General features: G+C 68.2%; 14 protein-coding genes and 1 pseudogene. 14 read left to right on the forward strand and 1 reads right to left on the reverse strand.

The window, feature by feature from the left end:
- The first annotated feature begins 120 nt into the window (after positions 1-120).
- The 8 genes and pseudogenes from ACSFBM_RS21515 to ACSFBM_RS21550 all read left to right on the forward strand — a co-directional run bounded on the left by ACSFBM_RS21515 (position 121) and on the right by ACSFBM_RS21550 (position 10,346).
- The gene (locus tag ACSFBM_RS21515) at positions 121-579 is read left to right on the forward strand and encodes a hypothetical protein (protein ID WP_435486193.1); all 459 of its coding nucleotides are present in this window, start codon (positions 121-123) and stop codon (positions 577-579) included.
- Between the two features lie 72 nt (positions 580-651).
- Positions 652-2,019, forward strand: a complete 1,368-nt coding sequence (miaB, locus tag ACSFBM_RS21520) for a tRNA (N6-isopentenyl adenosine(37)-C2)-methylthiotransferase MiaB (protein ID WP_435486194.1) — start codon at positions 652-654, stop codon at positions 2,017-2,019.
- On the forward strand, positions 2,019-3,446 hold the full coding sequence (locus tag ACSFBM_RS21525; protein WP_435441294.1) for a sensor histidine kinase: 1,428 nt from the start codon (positions 2,019-2,021) through the stop codon (positions 3,444-3,446). Before miaB ends, ACSFBM_RS21525 begins: the two co-directional genes overlap by 1 nt.
- Before the next feature lie 108 nt (positions 3,447-3,554).
- Complete coding sequence (locus ACSFBM_RS21530) at positions 3,555-4,172, forward strand: hypothetical protein (protein WP_435486195.1); 618 nt, start codon at positions 3,555-3,557, stop codon at positions 4,170-4,172.
- Complete coding sequence (locus ACSFBM_RS21535; protein ID WP_435441292.1) at positions 4,169-5,557, forward strand: sigma 54-interacting transcriptional regulator; 1,389 nt, start codon at positions 4,169-4,171, stop codon at positions 5,555-5,557. The genes ACSFBM_RS21530 and ACSFBM_RS21535 overlap by 4 nt, the downstream gene beginning before the upstream one ends.
- Positions 5,558-5,959: 402 nt before the next feature.
- Positions 5,960-7,975: a glucans biosynthesis glucosyltransferase MdoH gene (gene mdoH, locus ACSFBM_RS21540; RefSeq protein WP_435486196.1), complete on the forward strand. Its 2,016-nt coding sequence runs from the start codon at positions 5,960-5,962 to the stop codon at positions 7,973-7,975.
- A gap of 324 nt (positions 7,976-8,299) precedes the next feature.
- Positions 8,300-9,202 (forward strand): RNA ligase family protein, encoded by a 903-nt coding sequence (locus tag ACSFBM_RS21545; protein ID WP_435486197.1) that lies wholly within the window; start codon positions 8,300-8,302, stop codon positions 9,200-9,202.
- Positions 9,199-10,346, forward strand: a pseudogene (locus ACSFBM_RS21550) (AAA family ATPase). Before ACSFBM_RS21545 ends, ACSFBM_RS21550 begins: the two are co-directional and overlap by 4 nt.
- A gap of 67 nt (positions 10,347-10,413) precedes the next feature.
- On the opposite strand, the gene ffh reads toward ACSFBM_RS21550, so the two are convergent.
- Positions 10,414-11,802, reverse strand: coding sequence for a signal recognition particle protein (ffh, locus tag ACSFBM_RS21555; RefSeq protein WP_435486198.1), 1,389 nt, complete (start codon positions 11,800-11,802; stop codon positions 10,414-10,416).
- A 194-nt stretch (positions 11,803-11,996) separates the two neighbouring features.
- Here ffh and ACSFBM_RS21560 point away from each other — a divergent pair, with 194 nt between their 5' ends.
- The 6 genes from ACSFBM_RS21560 (at position 11,997) to ACSFBM_RS21585 (ending at position 20,184) form a co-directional block, all read left to right on the forward strand.
- A complete protein-coding gene (locus tag ACSFBM_RS21560; RefSeq protein ID WP_435486199.1) occupies positions 11,997-12,809 on the forward strand; it encodes a cytochrome C assembly family protein in 813 nt (270 codons plus the stop codon).
- Entirely contained in the window at positions 12,806-13,066 is a 261-nt protein-coding gene (locus ACSFBM_RS21565; protein WP_435486200.1) for a PP0621 family protein, read from the forward strand. The genes ACSFBM_RS21560 and ACSFBM_RS21565 overlap by 4 nt, the downstream gene beginning before the upstream one ends.
- A complete protein-coding gene (locus ACSFBM_RS21570) occupies positions 13,063-14,760 on the forward strand; it encodes a two-component system sensor histidine kinase NtrB (protein ID WP_435486201.1) in 1,698 nt (565 codons plus the stop codon). Before ACSFBM_RS21565 ends, ACSFBM_RS21570 begins: the two co-directional genes overlap by 4 nt.
- A gap of 4 nt (positions 14,761-14,764) precedes the next feature.
- Positions 14,765-16,318, forward strand: coding sequence for a sigma-54-dependent transcriptional regulator (locus ACSFBM_RS21575; protein WP_435486202.1), 1,554 nt, complete (start codon positions 14,765-14,767; stop codon positions 16,316-16,318).
- The gene (gene ampD, locus ACSFBM_RS21580) at positions 16,305-16,919 is read left to right on the forward strand and encodes a 1,6-anhydro-N-acetylmuramyl-L-alanine amidase AmpD (protein ID WP_435486203.1); all 615 of its coding nucleotides are present in this window, start codon (positions 16,305-16,307) and stop codon (positions 16,917-16,919) included. Before ACSFBM_RS21575 ends, ampD begins: the two co-directional genes overlap by 14 nt.
- Before the next feature lie 349 nt (positions 16,920-17,268).
- The gene (locus ACSFBM_RS21585) at positions 17,269-20,184 is read left to right on the forward strand and encodes a ribonucleoside-diphosphate reductase subunit alpha (RefSeq protein WP_435486204.1); all 2,916 of its coding nucleotides are present in this window, start codon (positions 17,269-17,271) and stop codon (positions 20,182-20,184) included.
- Positions 20,185-20,190: the final 6 nt, after the last annotated feature.

Raw genomic sequence — 20,190 nt, forward strand, 5'->3', positions numbered from 1 at the left:
GTCCTGTAAAGAAATGCAAAGCAAATCGGGCCGACGCCCTGTGCACCACCTGCCGTGGACGGCCCCCAGCGACGCACCCCCTCGCTAAAATCCCCGCTCCACAGCCTCTGGATAAACCCCATGAACCGCTGCAAGACACCCACGAACCCCATTCCCTTCCTCGCGCTTTGCGCCGCAGCCGCCGGCGTGGCCGGCCTGTTCTGCCTGCCGGCCAGCGCCCAGGACGACGTGCCCCGCCCGCAGACCCAGAACGAATCGCTGGTCGGCGGACGCACCTTCCCCATCGGCGCCCTGCGCGGCAAGTTCATGGTGGTCGACGGCAACGATGTGCAGCTCGACGGCAACCCGGCCCGGCTCTCGCCGGGCGCGCGCATCCGCAACCAGCAGAACCTGCTGCAGATGACCGGCGCGCTGGTCGGCCAGCTCTACCTCGTCAACTACACGCGCGACGCCGCCGGGCTGCTGAAGGAGGTGTGGATCCTCACGCCCGACGAAGCCTCGGCCCCGCGCGAGGCCATGAGCAAGCCGTTCCTGAACATCTGGCCGTTCACCTCGAACGACACCGTCAACACGCAATAACTGCGCGGCGCGCCCTGTGCGCCAGCGCCTGAAAGTGCCCTCCACCCTCGGAGGGCAGACAGAGAGCTCCCCATGAAAAAAGTATTCATCAAGACCTTCGGCTGCCAGATGAACGAGTACGACTCGGACAAGATGGCCGACGTGCTGCACGCCGCGCAGGGCTACGAGCCCACGCAGAACGTGGACGAGGCCGACCTCATCCTGTTCAACACCTGCTCGGTGCGCGAGAAGGCGCAGGAAAAGGTGTTCTCCGACCTCGGCCGCGTGAAGCACCTGAAGGCCAAGGGCGTGAAGATCGGCGTGGGCGGCTGCGTGGCCAGCCAGGAGGGCCAGGCCATCATCGCGCGCGCGCCGTATGTAGACATCGTGTTCGGCCCGCAGACGCTGCACCGCCTGCCAGAGATGCTCAACGACAGCGTGCGCCTGAACCGCCCGCAGGTCGACATCAGCTTCCCCGAGATCGAGAAGTTCGACCACCTGCCGCCCGCGCGCGTCGAGGGCTCGACGGCTTTCGTGTCGATCATGGAAGGCTGCAGCAAGTACTGCAGCTACTGCGTGGTGCCCTACACCCGCGGCGAGGAAGTGAACCGCCCGCTGGACGACGTGCTGGTCGAGATTGCCGGCCTGGCCGACCAGGGCGTGCGCGAGATCACGCTGCTGGGCCAGAACGTGAACGCCTACCGCGGCAAGATGGGCGACACCGCCGAGATCGCCGACTTCGCGCTGCTCATCGAATACGTGGCCGAGATCCCCGGCATCGAGCGCATCCGCTACACCACCAGCCATCCGAACGAGTTCACGCCGCGGCTCATCGAGGCCTACGCCAAGGTGCCGCAGCTCGTGAGCCACCTGCACCTGCCGGTGCAGCACGGCAGCGACCGCATCCTGATGGCCATGAAGCGCGGCTACACCGCCATGGAATACAAGAGCACGGTGCGCAAGCTGCGCGCCGTCCGCCCCGAGCTGGCCCTCTCCAGCGACTTCATCGTCGGCTTCCCCGGCGAGACCGACGAAGATTTCGCGAAGATGATGAAGCTGATCGACGACTGCCAGTTCGACAACAGCTTCAGCTTCATCTTCAGCCCGCGCCCCGGCACGCCGGCCGCCGCGCTGCACGACGACACGCCGCACGAGGTGAAGCTCGCGCGCCTGCACACGCTGCAGGCGGCCATCGACACCAACGTCAAGCGCTTCGGCCAGGCGCTGGTGGGCAGCACCCAGCGCGTGCTGGTGGAAGGAGCCTCGCGCAAGGACGCGAACGAGCTCATGGGCCGCACGGCCTGCAACCGGGTCGTCAACTTCGAAGGCGACGCGCGCCTGGTCGGCCAGATGACCGACCTGCGCATCACCCGCTCGCTGTCGTACACGCTGCGCGGCGAAGTGCCCACGCGCGAGTCGGGCGAACCGACCATGGCCGCCGCCACGGCGCTGGCCCACTGATGGCGAAGCGACCCTCCATCCGGGGCTCGTTCCAGCAGCTGCTGCTGTTTGCGTTCCTGCTGATCACCGCGCTGCTGGTCGGCGTGGCGTTGCGCTCGGTGCTTCAGTACGACGTGCTGATGACGCAAAGCCGCGACGCCGCGGCGCGCGCGCTGCGCCTGTCGGGCGCGGCCCAGTCGCTAGCCGAACGCAGCGCCGCCATGGAGCGCGCCGGGCGCCAGTCGCTGGTGCTCAACGACGCGGTGCTGCGCCGGCGCTTCGACGACGCCGCGCGCGAAGCCCACCAGGTGCTCGAACGCCTGGAGAACAACGGCCTAGCGCCCACCGGCATCGAGATGTGGCGCACCCAGCTCGGCGTGATCGAAGGCCTGATGAGCGGCAGCGGCGACAGTGCCCTGGCCCGCGAAAGCACCATGGCCATGCAGTTCCGCGAACTCGACGCGCTCAACACCAACCTGGCGCAGCAGGCGCAGTTCCTGATCGAAACGCAGAACGATGCGCTGGCCAAGCGCATCGAGAACGCGCGGCGCCGGCTGATGCGCGAAGTGGTGGCCGCGAGCGTGCTGGCCGTGTCGCTGGCGCTGGCTTTCGGCATCTGGCTGGCGCGGCCGTTCAAGCGGCTGGAGCACGCCATCGTCGGCCTCGGGCAGAACCGGCTCGACGAGCCCATCGACATCCGCGGCCCGGCCGACGTGCGGCGCGTGTCGCAGCAGCTCGAGTGGCTGCGGCTTCGCCTCACCGAGCTGGACGCGGACAAGGCGCGCTTCCTGCGCCACGTGTCGCACGAACTGAAGACACCGCTGGCCGCGCTGCGCGAAGGCGTGTCGTTGCTGGAAGACGGCGTGACCGGCCCGCTGAATGCGGCGCAGCTCGAAGTCGCGCACATCCTGCAGCAGAACACCATCTCGCTGCAGGGGCAGATCGAGGCGCTGCTGCGCTTCAACGCCGCCGCCTTCGAGGCGCGCGAGCTGCGCCGCGAGCGCACCGAGCTGCTGCCGCTGATCGAAGAGCAGATCGAAGCCCAGCGCCTCCAGTGGCAGTCGCACGGCCTGCGTGTGCGCGCCGAGGGCCAGCCCATCGCCCTCACGGTGGACCGCACCAAGCTGGGCACGGCCATCGCCAACCTGTTGAGCAACGCCATTCGATTTTCGGTAACCGGCGGTGTCATCACCCTGGCGGTGTCGGGGACGCCGGAAGCGGTCTACATTGACGTGAACGACGCGGGGCCGGGCATCGCCGAAGGTGACCGCGACCGGATCTTCGAACCCTTCTTCCGCGGCGAACGCCAGCCCGAGCACACGGTGAAAGGCACCGGCATCGGACTTTCCATCGTGCAGGAGTACATTGCAGCCCACGGGGGCCGCATCACCCTGCAGCCTGACGGACCCGGTGCACGTTTTCGCATCGAACTGCCGCGCACGGCCTGACAACGCCGCGCCCCCCTCTCCCCTATCGCAACACCGCCTCACCGCATCGCGTCCTTTCTTCGACCCATGTTTTTCCCGTTCGTCCGCCGTTCCTCCTTTGCCGGGGCGATGACCGTGCCTTTCGTCCTGATGCTGGCCGCCTGCGCCAGCCCGCCCAAGCCGCCCGCGGAGGCCGACGCGCTGCCGCCGCCGCCGGTGATGCCGCGCGTGATGCCGGTCGAGGCCGAGCCCCGCGCGCCGGCAACGCAGCCCGCGTCGCTCTTCACGCTGATCACGCAGGGGCCGGTGGCCGCCATGCTGTCGTATGCCGACAAGATGCGCTCGCTCAACGGCGCCGACCTGGGCGCAGAAATTTCGCGCATCGGCGATCCCGGCGATTCGCCCACCACCCAGATGCAGTTGGCGATGCTGCTCTCGCAGACCCGCGTGCCGGCCGACCTGGCGCGCGCGCTGGGGCTGATGCAGCGCGTCATCGCCAACCCGTCGCCCGAGGCGCAACCGCTGCAGCCGCTCGCCCGTGCGCTGGCCGCGCGCTACGTGGAGCAGCGCCGCGTGGAAGACGACCGCGACAAGCAGGTGCAGCAGCTGCGCGACAGCCAGCGCCGCATCGACCAGCTGAACGACCGCATCGAAGCCCTGCGCGCCATCGAGCGCAGCTTTGCGCGGCCCAACACGGCGCCCACGGCGCCGTCCGCGTCACCCAACGGAACAAGACAAAGCCCATGAGCAATACCGGTGCCCGCCTTCTCGTGGTCGACGACGACCCGGACATGCTCCGCCTGCTCTCGATGCGGCTGAGTTCGGCGGGCTACCAGGTGACGGCCGTGACCTCGGCCGAAACCGCGCTCACGCAGCTCGAAATCGAGCATCCGCAACTCGTGCTGAGCGACGTGCGGCTGCCCGGACGCGACGGCCTGCAGCTGTTCGACGAGATCCGCAAGCGCCACCCCTCGCTGCCGGTGATCCTGCTCACCGCGCACGGCACCATTCCCGACGCGGTCGAAGCCACCGCGCGCGGCGTGTTCACCTACCTCACCAAGCCCTACGACGGCCGCGAGCTGCTCGACAAGATCGCCCAGGCGCTGGCGCTCGGCGCACCCGCCACCACCCCGAGCAAGGCCGGCGACGAAAGCTGGCGCTCCGAGATCGTGAGCCGCAGCAACCGCATGGCAGAGCTGCTGGCCGAGGCGCGCATGGTCGCCAAGTCGGACGCGTCCGTGCTGCTGCGCGGCGACTCCGGCGCCGGCAAGGAACTGCTGGCGCGCGCCATCCACAAGGCCAGCGCGCGCGCGGACAAGCCTTTCGTCGCCGTGAACTGCGGCGCCATTCCGGAAGCGCTGCTCGAGTCGGAGCTGTTCGGCCACATGAAGGGCGCCTTCACCGACGCCCACGCCAACCACAAGGGCCTGTTCCAGCAGGCCGACGGCGGCACGCTGCTGCTCGACGAAATCGGGGACATGCCGCCCGCCCTGCAGGTCAAGCTGCTGCGCGTGCTGCAGGAACGCGCGGTGCGCCCGCTGGGCGCGAGCCAGTCGATCGAGGTGGACGTGCGCATCGTCTCGGCCACCCACCGCGACCTGGACGCGGCCATGGAGGCCGGCCAGTTCCGCGAAGACCTGTACTACCGCCTGAACGTGGTCACGCTCACGCTGCCGCCGCTGTCGGCGCGGCGCGAAGACATTCCCCTGCTGGCCAACCACTTCCTGCAGCGCCTGTCGACCAAGTACGGCAAGCGCCTGTCGGGCTTTGCGCCCGAGGCGCTGAAGGCGCTGACCACGGCCGCCTGGCCGGGCAATGTGCGGCAGCTGTTCAACGTGGTGGAACAGGTCTGTGCGCTGTCGAGTTCGCCGCTGATCCCGCTGGCGCTGGTGCAGCGCGCGCTGCGCGTGCCCAGCGTCGAGGTCCAGACCTATGCCGACGCCAAGCAGCGTTTCGAGCGCGATTACCTGGTCGGCCTGCTGAAACTGACCGACGGCAACGTGGCCGACGCAGCCCGCCTGGCCGACCGCAATCGCACCGAGTTCTACCGCCTGTTGCAGAAGCACGAGCTCACGCCGGGCCACTTCAAGGCCGACCCTGTCGCCAATGGCAGCGACCCTGTCGCCGAGTAGCGACGCACCTAAGTCGTTGATTCATATAGCCATTCACCGCCATCCTCCCAGGCTTGTCGGGATTCGGCGACAAAAATGGGGGTTTGGAGGCCTTCCGGCGGCCTCCACCCCCGAAAAACCACTCCGGATCGACGCAAGTCATTGATCTGAAAGCGTTTTTCCAGCCTGGCACAGGGTTTGCCCCTGTACTGGCATGACAGCACTTACCAGCCCATCTTTCGCACTGCGCCAGCAGCGCGACGGCCTGCGTCAAAAGCAGTTTTCCCTCTCGCGGCCCCGTGCCGCGGGTCATTCGCTGGCCGCGCTCGCAAGCGCAGGCGGCGCCGAGCCGGATTGCGTGATCAAGCGCTTTCCTGCCATTGGCGACACCCCCTCCCTCGACAAGCAACGTTGGTAATCACCATGAAGCCAAACGACTTCTCGCAACTGAATGTTCTGGCCGATGCCGACTTTTCGCACCGCAGCGTGGTGCGTGAAGAGCGCCATCCCAACGCCGAGACCGCACCGCCGGTCAACCGCGGCTCCATGACGCCCCGCCCCTGGCGCGGTTTCTGGAACAGCCTGGGCACCGCCGCCCTGGTGAAGCTCGGCGCCGGCCGCTCGGGTGAAACCGCCAGCGCCGAATCGGCCCAGCAGGTCAAGCAACCGTGGCAGCGCGCCGCCGCGCAGCGCCGCTTCGCCTTCATGATGCTCACCCTGTTGAGCACCGTGATCGCGTCGTCGCTGTTCGCCAGCGTGCAACCCGACTACGACAACGTCTGGCTCGAGTACGGCCAGATCGGCCTGTACGGCCTGCTCTCGGGCTGGGTCGTGACCGGTTTCGTGACGGCGCTCATGGGCTTCTACGTCTCGGTGCGCGGTGACAAGCACGCGCTGTCGGTGAAGCAGGTGGCCAACCACCCGATGAACCCCGAAGCGCGCACCGCGATCATCATGCCGATCTGCAACGAGGACGTGTCCACCGTCTTCGCCGGCCTGCGCGCCACCTGCGAATCGGTCGCGGCCACCGGCCACGCCAGGCAGTTCGACGTGTTCGTGCTGTCCGACAGCTACACGCCCGAAACCGCCGCCGCCGAGCGCGCCGCCTGGGAAGACCTTCGCGCCGCCCTGGCCGAGAGCCCGAACCAGCCGCAGGTCGAGGTGTACTACCGCCTGCGCACCCGCCGCACGCACCGCAAGGCCGGCAACGTGGCCGACTTTTGCCGCCGCTGGGGCAAGGACTACCGCTACATGGTCGTGCTCGATGCCGACTCGGTGATGAGCGGCGACTGCCTGACCTCGATGGTCAAGCTGATGGAAGCCAACCCCACCGCCGGCATCATCCAGACCGCGACGCAGGCCATCGGCCACGTCACGCTGCATGCCCGCGCACAACAATTCGCTTCCCGCGTGACGGGCCGCCTGTTCACGCTGGGCATGCAGTTCTGGCAACTGGGCGAATCGCACTACTGGGGCCACAACGCCATCATCCGCGTCGAACCCTTCATGAAGCATTGCGCGCTGGCCCCCATCAAGGGCACCGGCGGCATGTCGGGCGGCATCATGTCGCACGACTTCGTCGAAGCCGCGCTGATGCGCCGTGCCGGCTACAACGTGTGGCTGGTGTCCGACCTGGTCGGCAGCTACGAACAGCAACCGCCCGACCTGCTGGCCGAGCTGCAACGCGACCGCCGCTGGTGCCAGGGCAACCTGCAGAACGCCCGCCTGATGATGGAACCCGGCATCCACCCGGTGCACCGCGCGATGTTCGTGACCGGCACCATGGCCTATGTGTCGGCCCCGCTGTGGCTCGCGTTCCTGACGCTGGGCACGGCCCTGTGGCTGAGCGGCTCGAGCCTGGTGTCGAGCTGGAGCGTGCTGCCCGCCGAACTGGCCGGCCTCTGGATCTGGACCCTGTGCCTGCTGTTCCTGCCGCGCGTGCTGGGCATCGCCGCCGTGCTGATGCGCGGCGAGCAACGCCAGTACGGCGGTGTGTGGGGCCTGGTGAAGAGCTCGGTGCTCGAAAGCGGCCTGGCCATCGTGCAAGCCCCGGTCCGCATGCTGGCCCACTCGCTGTTCGTGGTCGTTGCCCTCACCGGCATCAAGCTCGACTGGAAGTCGCCCCCCCGCGAAGCTGCCGCCGTGCCGTGGAAGATCGCTGCCGCGCAACTGGCGCCCATGACGCTGGTGATCGCCATGCTGGCCGTCGGCGTCGCCATGATCGACCCGAGCGCGCTGATCTGGCTGATGCCCGTGGGCCTGCCGCTGCTGCTGGCGATCCCGCTGACCGTGCTGACCAGCCAGATCGCGCTGGGCACCACGCTGCGCGACCGCGGCTTCCTGCTGATTCCCGAGGAATCGCGCTCGCCGGCCGTGCTGCGCCGCGCCTGGATGCACGCCGTGCGCCTGGCCCGCCCTGCCGCACTGGCCACCGCCTGATGCGCTGAAGACACAGCCCTTCAGAAAGCCGACCTCAGGGTCGGCTTTTTTCATGGTGCGTGGCTAGAATCGCCCACTCTTTTTCTTTCAACCCACGGATCGTTCGATCCCCTGGAGCGCCAAGTGCCCCGATTCGCCGTCATCACTCTCTGACGCCGACAACGCCGCTTCATTGCTGGTCATGTCGGGCGCCAAGCTGCGTACCCACTGACCAGACACGGCCGCCCCCACACGGGGGACACAGGCCGAAGAAGTCGCTCCCGATCTCTCAGCTTCGCTCCCGCACGTTGTCGGTTTTTCCTGATTCGCATCTGGAGAACCCACGTGTTCACTCTCTCTTCTCTCTCATCGATTCCGCTGCTCAAGTACCCGCGTACTGCGCACCTGGAAGGCTCGCGCCTGCAGGCGGGCGACACCGACGACGGCCAGACGCCGCTCGCCGCGCTGCACGGCATGCAGGTGGTCATCGAGGAAAAGCTCGACGGCGCGAATGCCGCCGTGTCCTTCACCTCGGCGGGCGAACTGCTGCTGCAGTCGCGCGGACACTACCTCGCGGGCGGCGCCGGCGAGCGGCAGTTCAACCTCTTCAAGCATTGGGCCGCGGCCCATGAAGGCGCGCTGCTGGCGCGGCTCGAAGACCGCTACGTGATGTACGGCGAGTGGTGCTTTGCCAAGCACAGCTGCTGGTACGACCGGCTGCCTGCGTTCTTCCTGGAGTTCGATCTCTACGACCGGCGGGCGCAGTGCTTCCTGTCGACGCCGGCGCGGCATGGGTTGCTCGACGGCGGCCCGGTGCTCTCCGTGCCGGTGCTCTACGACGGCGAGATGCCGCGACAGGCGAAGGCCTTGCGCTCGCTCGTGCAGCCGTCGCTCGCGCGCAGTGCCGACTGGAAGGCGGCGTTCGAACAGGCCGTGGCGCACGAAGGCCAGCCGCTCGACCTCGTGCGCCATCAGACCGACCCGTCCGACCTGGCCGAGGGCCTGTACCTCAAGACCGAATCGGACGGCCAGGTGACGGGCCGCTACAAGTGGGTGCGACCGGATTTTGTCCAGACCATCCTCGACTCGGGCTCGCACCACAGCCGGCGGCCGGTACTGCCCAACCAGCTGGCGCCGGGTGTGGACCTCTACGCACCGACGCCGACGACGACATGGCAAGACCTGGGGCTGCGCACGCTGCGAGACCCGGCCGAGCTGACAACAACAACTTCAAGGAGGTCGCGATGAACTTCGCCGATCTGAAAGCGCTGGTGCCCGCGCCCGGAAAGGGCACCGACTGGCCGCAATGCTGCGACCTGCTGCCGGCCCTGCTGCGCCTCGAGGAGACGCCGCAAGACCCGTACTACCACGCCGAAGGCAACGTCGGCATCCACACGCGCATGGTGCTCGACGCGCTGATGCAGGACGCGCACTACCAGCGCGCCGATGCCGACGGCCGCTTCGTGCTGTTCATGGCCTGCCTGCTGCACGACATCGCCAAGCCCGACACCACGGTGATCGACGAGGCCAGCGGCCGCATCGGCCAACCCGGCCATTCGCGCCGCGGTGCGGTCGACGTGCGCGTGCTGATGTGGAAGGCGCGCGTGCCGTTCGCGCTGCGCGAAGCCGTGTGCCGGATCATCGCGGTGCACCAGTTGCCGTTCCACGCCTTCGCTTCGCGCAAGGGCGTGCGGCCCGAGTGGCTGGCGCACAAGCTTTCGTGGGAGCTGAGCCTGCCCGACCTGTGCTGCGTGGCGCGCTGCGACATGCGCGGGCGCCACTTCGAGAGGCGCGCGGACAGCATGGCCGACATCGCGCTGTTCGAGGAACTCGCGCAGGAAGAAGGGTGCTGGGAAGGCCCGCGACGAATGGCCGATGCGCACACGCGCCTGGCCTACTTTCGCGGCGCCGACACCAGCCCCGACTACCCGCTGTTCCAGACCGCGGGCTCGCAGGTGACGGTGATGTGCGGCCTGCCCGCGAGCGGCAAGAACCATTGGGTCGCGCAGCACCGCAAGGGCTGGCCGGTGGTGTCCTTCGACGATGCGCGCGCCGAGCTGGGGCTCAAGCACGGCGAGAACGACGGCATGGCGGCATGGCGGCACACCATGCCGTCGACCAGGCCAAGGCGCTGCTTCGCAGGCAGGAGCGCTTCGTGTGGAACGCCACGCACCTGAGCCAGCAGATGCGCACCAAGACACTCGACCTGCTGTGGAACTACCACGCGCAGACCGAGCTGGTGTACCTGGAGGCGCCGCATGCCGAGCTGATGCGCCGCAACCGCGAGCGCGACACCACGCTGTCGAACGCAGGCATCGAGCGGATGCTGCACCGCTGGGAGCTGCCCGCGCCCGTCGAGGCGCACGAGACGGTCTACGAAGTCCAGACCTGAAGGCACGAGGGCCCGCCGGTGCGAACCGGCGGGCCCTCTTATATATATGCAGTGACGCAGCGTTCGCCTAGAACGGCAGCTTGGGACCGCCGGGGCCACCCATGCCGCCCATGCCCTTCATGCCGCCCATCTTCTTCATCATCTTCATGAGGCCGCCGCCCTTCATCTTCTTCATCATTCCCTGCATCTGCTCGAACTCGTTGAGCAGGCGGTTCACTTCCTGAACCTGCACGCCCGCGCCGGCCGCGATGCGGCGCTTGCGCGTGGCCTTGAGCAGCTCGGGCTTGCGGCGCTCCAGCGGCGTCATGCTCTGGATGATCCCTTCCTTGCGGCGGATGTCGCGCTCGGCGCGGTTCATGTCGACCTCGGTCGCCTTGGCGGCCATCTGCGCGGGCAGCTTGTCCATCAGGCTCGACAGGCCGCCCATCTGCTTCATCTGCTGCAACTGGCCGAGGAAGTCGTTCAGGTCGAAGCCCGCGCCGCTCTTGACCTTGGCCGCGAGCTTCTGCGCCGCCACCACGTCGACGCCGGCGGTGACCTGCTCGACCAGCGCGACGATGTCGCCCATGCCCAGGATGCGGCCCGCATGGCGCTCGGCGTCGAACACCTCCAGGCCGTCGATCTTCTCGCTGGTGCCGGCGAACTTGATGGGCACGCCCGTGACCTGGCGCACCGACAGCGCCGCACCGCCGCGCGAGTCGCCGTCGGTCTTGGTCAGGATGATGCCGGTGAGCGGCAGCGCGTCCTTGAAGGCGCGGGCCGTGTTGATCGCGTCCTGGCCCTGCATGGCGTCGACCACGAACAGGGTTTCGACCGGGTCGAGCGCCGCGTGCAGCTGCTTGATTTCGGTCATCAGCACTTCGTCGATGGCCAGGCGGCCGGCCGTGTCGACCAGCAGCACGTCGAAGTAGTGGCGCTTGGCATGGTCGAGCGCGGCACGCGCGATGTCCAGCGGCTTCTGGTCGGGGGTGCTCGGGAACCATTCGGCGCCGGCCTGCTTCGTGACGGTCTTGAGCTGCTCGATGGCCGCCGGCCGGTACACGTCGCCCGACACCGTGAGCACCTTCTTCTTGCGCTTCTCGATCAGGTGCTTGGCCAGCTTGGCCGTGGTGGTGGTCTTGCCGGCGCCTTGCAGGCCGGCCATGAGGATCACCGCGGGCGGCTGGGCCGCGAGGTTGATGTCCGAGATGCCCTCGCCCATGGTGGCGGCGAGTTCGCGGTTGACGATGCCCACCAGCGCCTGGCCCGGCTTGAGCGAGCCCAGCACCTCCTGGCCGAGTGACTTTTCCTTCACGCGGGCGACGAAGTCGCGCACCACGGGCAGCGCCACGTCGGCTTCCAGCAGCGCCATGCGCACTTCGCGCAGCATGTCCTGCACGTTGCTTTCGGTGATGCGGGCCTGGCCGCTCATCGTCTTGACGAGGCGGGAGAACTTTTCTGTGAGGGCGGTGGCCATGGAGGAAATACCTTGTTGTCCGCTGGAGCGAACCGATGGAAGTCGTGGAACCTGGAGCCAACAGCAGGCACTGCCTTTTTCGCGAAACACCGCGGAACCGGCTTTGCCGGGCCGCAGGTGTTGCCCCCCGCAGGGGGTTGGCATAGCGACACGAAGTGCGCGAAGCCTGGGGGCGAGCCATTACACTCCGACCGATGATTTTAGCGATCCCCTCTCCACTCGGCGTGGCGCTGGGCATCGCCACCGCGGTTGCCTATGGTTTTGCCGCCGCTGCAGGCGCAAAACTGAGTCGCCAATCGACACAGTGGGCCTTGGGCATTGCATGGTTGTTGCACGCCGCCGTGCTGGCTCACGGCCTCATCGGCAGCGAGCCGCGCTTCGGTTTCGCGCCCGCCCTGTCGGTCACCGCGTGGCTGGTGCTCACCGTGTATGCCATTGAAAGCCGCATGTATCCCCAGCTGAAGGTGCGCCGCGCGCTCGCCTGGCTGGGCGCGGCGGCTGTGCTGCTGGCCATCCTGTTTCCCGGCACGCCGCTGCACGTCACGGCCTCGCCGTGGCTGCCGCTGCACCTGGCGCTGGGCATCGCCTCGTACGGCCTGTTCGGCGCGGCCGTCGTGCACGCCTGGCTGATCACCCGCGCCGAAAAGCAGATCCGCCTGGCCACCGCCGAGCCGCAGGGCGGCGTGCCGTTGCTCACGCTCGAACGCCTCACCTTCCGCTTCGTCACCGCCGGCTTCGTGCTGCTGTCGGCCACGCTGCTCGCCGGCCTGCTGTTCAGCGAGCAGCTCTACGGCGCGGCCGGCCGCGCGTGGAAGTGGGACCACAAGACCACCTTCTCGGTGCTCGCCTGGATCACCTTCGCGATCCTGCTGATCGGCCGGGCCCGCTTCGGCTGGCGCGGCCGCACCGCGCGCCGCGTGCTGTACGCCGGCTCGGCCCTGCTGCTGCTGGCCTATGTGGGCTCGCGCTTCGTGCTCGAAGTGGTGCTGTCGCGTCCTCCCGTATGAAATACCTCCTCGTTCTCGCCGTCCTGTGGATCGCGATCTGGCTCTGGCGCAAGAACCGGCGCGAAGAAATGCGCGACGCGATGCGCGAGCGCGCGGCCAAGGCACAGCAACGCGCGCCGACGCAGGTCGCGGCGCCGCAGGCCATGGTGCGCTGCGCCCACTGCGGGCTGCACCTGCCGGCGACCGACGCCATCGGCGGCCCGGGCGGCACGGTCTATTGCAGCACCGCGCACCGCGAAGCCGCCGCGGTGCGATGAACGCGCCCCTGCCGTCGCGCGGCGACCCCGTCACCGACTGGGACCTGCTCGACCTCGGCCCCGGCGAAAGCAGCGCGCTGACCCGCCTGTGGCGCGGCTTCATGGGCGCGCGCTGTTTCGTCGCGCTGGTGCTGGTGGTGCTGCAGGCCGTAGCCTTCGCGCTCGGACAGCCGATGCAGCCGGCGGCCATGGCCATCTCCGCGCTGTACGTGGTCGCCAGCTGGCTGGGCATGCGCTACACGCGCTTCCAGCCGCCGATCCGCGGCTTCACCGCGCTCTGGCTGCTGACCATCGGCATCGACCTGGGCGCCTTCACCGCCTTGCAGGTGCTGCAGGGCGGCAGCGTCAACTACACGCCGCTGTTCGCGCTGCCGGTGCTCATGAGCGCAGTGCTCGGCACCATGATCGTGAGCCTGGGCACCACGGCCGGCGTCACCTTGCTGCTGCTGGCAGACGCGGGCTGGCACTGGCTGCAGCAACCGGTCGATTCCTCGGGCCGCTTCGTGCAGGCCGCGCTCACCGGCACCGGCCTGTTCGTGGTGGCGCTGCTCGCGCACGAACTGGCCCGCCGGCTGGCGCGCGAAGAAACGGTGGCCCAGCGCAACCGCAGCAGCGCGCAGATGCAGGCGCAGGTCAACGTCCTGGTGATCGAGACGCTGAGCGAAGGCGTGCTGGTGATCGACGCCGAAGGCCTGGTGCACGCGGCCAACCCGGCCGCCGACGCCATCCTGGGCCAGGGCCTGGCGAAGCTGACGCTGCCGTTCCCGCTGCATGCGCAGCCCGCCTGGCACGCGCTGGCCGCGCTGGCGCGCCAGACCTTCGCGCGCCGGGCGCCGCAGACCGAGGAAATTCCGGTGGCGCAGGCGCGCGGCGCGGCGCGCGAGGTGCGCGTGCGCACACGGCTCACGCCCACCAGCGAGCAGCGCGCCGACAGCCTGTGCGTGATGTTCCTGCAGGACCTGCGCGAACTCGAGGCGCGCATCCGCACCGAGAAACTCGCCGCCATGGGCCGCATGTCGGCCGCGGTGGCGCATGAAATCCGCAACCCGCTGGCCGCCATCACGCAGGCCAGCGCACTGCTCAACGAAGACCTGACCGACCCCGCGCACCGCAAGCTCACGAGCATGGTGCAGCACAACGCGCAGCGCCTGGCACGCATCGTGGACGACGTGCTCGACGTGTCGCGCGCCCGCCAGCAGCGCGTGCTGTCGCTCGGCGAGCAGGTGGTGCTCGACCCCGCGGTGCAGGTGCTGGCCGAGGAATGGGTGCGCCAGACGCAGCGCCAGGGCGTGCAGGTTTCGCTCGATGCGCCGGGCAGCGACGTGCGCTTCGACGCCGAGCACCTGCGCCGCCTGATCGTCAACCTGCTGGACAACGCGGCACGCTATGCCGGCAAGCGCGAAGGCTCGATCCAGGTGCTGACCAGCCTGCAGCGCGGCACCACCGCACGCCCCAGCCTGATGGTGTGGAGCGACGGCGCGCCGCTGGAGCCAGCGGTGCAGCGGCACCTGTTCGAGCCCTTCTTTTCTTCCGAGAGCCGTTCGAGCGGGCTCGGCCTGTTCCTGTGCCGCGAGCTGTGCCGCCGGCACGGCGCCACCATCGGCTACGAGCGGCGCGCACTGGTGCCGGGCGGGCCCGAGGGCAACGAATTCTTCGTCAGCTTCGCCGCGAGCGAAAACCGGCTGACACAATAGCGCCGTGAGCATTTCCCCCCCTTCCACCCCGCGGCCGGCGCAGATCCTGGTCATCGACGACGAACCCGACCTGCGCACGCTGTACGAGCTGACCCTGCTGCGCGAGGGCTACCGTGTCGAGGCGGCGGGCAGCGTGTCGGAGGCGTGGCAGTACCTGGAGGCCGGGCGCTTCGACGCGGTGATCACCGACATGCGGCTGCCCGACGGCCAGGGCATGGAGATCATCCACCGCATCCAGAAAGACCAGCGCAGCGAGCGCTGCGTGGTCATGACGGCCTACGGCTCGGCCGAGAACGCGGTCGAAGCGCTGAAGGCAGGCGCCTTCGACTACCTCACCAAGCCGGTCGACCTGAAGCAGTTCCGCGCCGTCGTCGCGTCCGCCGTGCAGGCGCGCCAGGCGATGCCGCCGCCGGCCCGCGCCGCGCAGGCGGCGCCCGCCGGCACCCTCGATGCGCCGGTGATGGCCTCGGGCACCGGCATCGCCGCGCTCGAGCGCCTCGTGGGCGATTCGGAACCCATGCGCCTCGTCAAGTCGCGCATCGCGAAAGTGGCGCGCGGCATGGCGCCGGTGCTGGTGCGCGGCGAATCGGGCACCGGCAAGGAACTGGTGGCGCGCGCGGTGCATGCCTGCAGCCAGCGCAGCGAAGGCCCGTTCGTGGCGGTGAACTGCGGCGCCATTCCGGAGAACCTGCTCGAGGCCGAATTCTTCGGCGCGCGCAAGGGCTCGTACACCGGCTCGTCGCAGGACCGCGACGGCTACTTCCAGGCCGCGCGCGGCGGCACGCTGTTTCTCGACGAAATCGGCGACCTGCCGCTGGCCATGCAATCGAAGCTGCTGCGCGCGATCCAGGAGCGCAGCGTGCGCTCGATCGGCTCGACGCAGGAAGACGCGGTTGACGTGCGCATCGTGAGCGCCACCCACAAGGACCTGCACGCCGAGGTGCAGGCCGGGCGGTTCCGGCAAGACCTGTTCTATCGCCTCAACGTGATCGAGATCGCGGTGCCCGCGCTGCGCGAGCGCCGCGAAGACCTGCCCGCGCTGTGCGCCGCGCTGCTCTCGCGCATCGCGCAGGACGGCGGCTTGCCCGTGCCGCACCTGTCGCACGACCTGCTGCGCCGGCTGTCGCTGCATCCGCTGGACGGCAACGTGCGCGAACTCGAGAACCTGCTGCACCGCGCAGTGGCTCTGAACGACGGCGACGAACTGCACCTGGACCTGATGGGCGGCTTCACGGCCGCCGCCGAGGCCGCGGCGTCCGCGCCGGCGCCGTTGCTGCCGGCTTTCGACGCGCCCTCGCCGGTCGCCCCCGCGGCTTCCGCCGCACCGGCCGCATCGCCCAAGGCCGCGCCGCCGCCGCTGCCCTCCGACCTGCAGGCCTACCTCGACCAGCAGGAACGCGAGATCCTCGTGCGCGCGCTGCACGAGAGCGGCTTCAACCGCACCGCGGCCGCCGCGCGGCTGGGCATGAGCCTGCGGCAGATCCGCTACCGCATCGCGCGGCTGGGCATCACCACACCCAACGGCGACGATGGCGCGAGCAGCCATGCCGACGACTGACACCCCTGCGCAGGCCCCCGCCGACGACGGCCTCTGGCAAGCCGGCTGGTACCGCTTCGCGAAGGCGCTGCGCTCGCCCAACTTCGGGCCCCGCCCCACCGGTGCGCAGACCGACCTCGTCGTGCTGCACTCGATCAGCCTGCCGCCCGGCGAGTACGGCGGCGACGCGGTGCAGCAGCTCTTCACCAACCGGCTCGACTGGGACGCGCACCCCTACTTCCAGTCGATCCGCGGGCTCGCGGTGTCCTCGCATTTCTTCGTGCGGCGCAACGGCGAGCTCTGGCAGTTCGTAAGCTGCGACGACCGCGCCTGGCATGCCGGCGTGTCGTCGTGGCGCGGGCGCGGCAACTGCAACGACGACTCCATCGGCATCGAGCTCGAAGGCCTGGAAGGCCAGCCGTTCGACGAGCCGCAATACGAAACGCTCGCGAGCCTGTGCGCCGCCATCGCGCAGCACTACGCCATCGCGTACATCGCCGGTCACGAGCACATCGCGCCGGGGCGCAAACACGACCCGGGCGCCGGCTTCGACTGGCGGCTGTTGCGCAAACAACTCGGCTGGAATCCACAGATGTTTCCGGCGCAGGTGGTGCAGCGCTAATTTTTCCAATCGCGCGACGCGACGCGATGCGCTGAGCCTGACGCGCATCGACGCGCAGATTGCAACTGCCGCACCCAGCAACCATGCGGGCTGCAAGCCCAAATCGGCCTGCAAGCCAAGCGCCATGCGGGTTGGGACACCATAGGCCAGTATCCACGCGGCATCGCTGGCGTTGTCGCTTGCCGAATGAAAATCGGGCCGCGCGTGTATCCGAAGGAAAACACTACCTGTAGTGGCTTGTAGGGTGCCGACACCCCAGATATAGTGTCCTCCGTCCGGTCATCCACACCGGCGCGACGCCGACCCAGGCATCGCCGACCAACAAGAATTGCCAACCGAGAGGAAGCGAATGCAAACAGCCCTGAACCCCCAATCGACCCCGCGCGCCGTTCCCTCGACGCCGCCACAGCAGCAACGCGACACCGCGGGCTCGCACACCGGCCAGAACCTCGCCCACTACCAGATCATTCGCCGCAACGGCGCGGTCGTGCCCTTCGAGCCGAACAAGATCGCCATCGCGATGATGAAAGCCTTCCTGGCCGTGCACGGCACCCAGGGCGCGGCTTCGGCCAGCGTGCGCGAAACGGTCGACACGCTCACCCAGGCCGTCATTCGCGCCATGGTGCGTTCGCGTCCGGGCGGCGGCACCTTCCATATCGAGGACGTGCAGGACCAGGTCGAGCTCGGCCTGATGCGCGGCGGCCACCACGAAATCGCGCGTGCCTACGTGCTGTACCGCGAACGCCGCACGCAGGAGCGTTCCAAGCAGGGCGAGCATGAAATGCCGGCCCAGCAGGCGCTTCACGTGCTGGACAACGGCGAGCGCGTCGAGCTCGACCTGAACCAGCTCAAGGGCCTGATCGAATCCGCCTGCGAAAACCTGGGCGACAGCATCACCGCCGCGCCGATCGTCGCCGAGACGATGCGCAACCTGTACGACGGCGTGCCGCTCGACGAGGTCTACAAGGCTTCCATCCTGGCGGCCCGCACGCTGATCGAGAAGGACCCCGACTACACCTTCGCCACCGCGCGCCTGCTGCTGCACACGATCTTCAAGGAGATCATCGGCCGCGAAGTGATGCCGGTCGACCGCGCCACCGCCTACGCCGACTACTTTCCGCAGTTCATCAAGAAGGGCGTGGACAACGAGCTGCTCGACGAAAAGCTGCTGCAGTACGACCTGCCCCGCCTGGGCGCCGCCCTGAAGGCCGAGCGCGACAACCAGTTCGACTACCTCGGCCTGCAGACGCTGTACGACCGCTACTTCCTGCACGTGCGCAAGTCGCGCATCGAGCTGCCGCAAGCCTTCTTCATGCGCGTGGCCATGGGCCTGTCGCTGAACGAGATCGACCGCGAAGCGCGCGCCATCGAGTTCTACGAAGTGCTGTCGTCGTTCGACTTCATGTCGAGCACGCCCACCCTGTTCAACGCCGGCACGCTGCGCTCGCAGCTCTCCAGCTGCTACCTGACCACCGTGCCCGACGACCTGGACGGCATCTACGAGTCGATCAAGGAAAACGCGCTGCTCTCGAAGTTCGCGGGCGGCCTGGGCAACGACTGGACCCGCGTGCGCGCGCTGGGCAGCCACATCAAGGGCACCAACGGCGAATCGCAGGGCGTGGTGCCGTTCCTGAAGGTGGTGAACGACACGGCCGTGGCCGTGAACCAGGGCGGCAAGCGCAAGGGCGCCGTCTGCACGTACCTGGAAACCTGGCACCTCGACATCGAGGAGTTCCTGGAGCTGCGCAAGAACACCGGCGACGACCGCCGCCGCACGCACGACATGAACACCGCCAACTGGATCCCCGACCTGTTCATGCGCCGCGTGATGGAAAAGGGCACCTGGACGCTGTTCTCGCCCTCCAACGTGCCCGACCTGCATGACCTGTTCGGCGCCGACTTCGAAAAGGCGTACGTCGCCTACGAAGAGAAGGCTGCCCGCGGCGAGATCAAGCCCGCGCGCACCATCCAGGCTTCGGACCTGTGGCGCAAGATGCTCACGATGCTGTTCGAGACCGGCCACCCCTGGATCACGTTCAAGGACGCCTGCAACGTGCGCTCGCCGCAGCAGCACGCCGGCGTGGTTCATTCGTCGAACCTGTGCACCGAGATCACGCTGAACACCAGCGACACCGAAACCGCCGTGTGCAACCTGGGTTCGGTGAACCTGCTGCAGCATCTGAAGGACGGCAAGGTCGACCAGGAAAAGCTGAAGAAGACGATCTCCACAGCGATGCGCATGCTCGACAACGTGATCGACATCAACTACTACGCCGTGAAGAAGGCGCGCGACTCGAACCTGCGCCACCGTCCGGTCGGCCTGGGCCTGATGGGCTTCCAGGACGCGCTGTACGAGCTGCGCATTCCGTACGCTTCGCAGGAAGCCGTGCAGTTCGCCGACGAGTCGATGGAAGCCATCTGCTACCACGCGTACTCGGCATCGGCCGACCTGGCGCGCGAACGCGGCAAGTACTCGAGCTACAAGGGCTCGCTGTGGGACAAGGGCATCCTGCCGATCGACACGCTCGACCTGCTCGAGAAGGCGCGCGGCGGCTACGTCGAGGTCGACCGCTCGTCCACGCTGGACTGGGACGCGCTGCGCCAGAAGATCAAGGCGCAGGGCATGCGCAACTCCAACTGCGTGGCCATCGCACCGACGGCGACCATCTCGAACATCATCGGCGTGGACGCCTCGATCGAACCCTGCTTCGGCAACCTGTCGGTCAAGTCGAACCTGTCGGGCGAGTTCACGGTGATCAACCACTACCTGGTGCGCGACCTGAAGCGCCTGGGCCTGTGGGACGACGTGATGGTCATGGACCTGAAGCACTTCGACGGCTCGCTGCGTCCGATCGACCGCGTGCCGCAAGACGTGAAGGCGCTCTACGCCACCGCGTTCGAAGTGGAAACCACCTGGCTGGTCGAAGCCGCCTCGCGTCGCCAGAAGTGGATCGACCAGGCGCAGTCGCTGAACATCTACATGGCCGGCGCATCGGGCAAGAAGCTCGACGACACGTACAAGCTCGCATGGCTGCGCGGCCTGAAGACCACGTACTACCTGCGCACGCAGAGCGCGACGCACGCTGAAAAATCGACGGTGCAATCGGGCCGTCTCAACGCGGTGTCGTCGGGCAACGACGCACCCTCGGGCATGAGCGCACTCGAAGCCGCCGCGGCTGCCGCGAAGGCACGGATGAGCGCGATGCCCGCCACCGACATCGCGTTCTGCGGTGTGGACGATCCGACCTGCGAAGCCTGCCAGTGATGTGCA

The organism is Variovorax pasteuri, from assembly GCF_051216435.1.
GTDB lineage: Bacteria > Pseudomonadota > Gammaproteobacteria > Burkholderiales > Burkholderiaceae_C > Variovorax.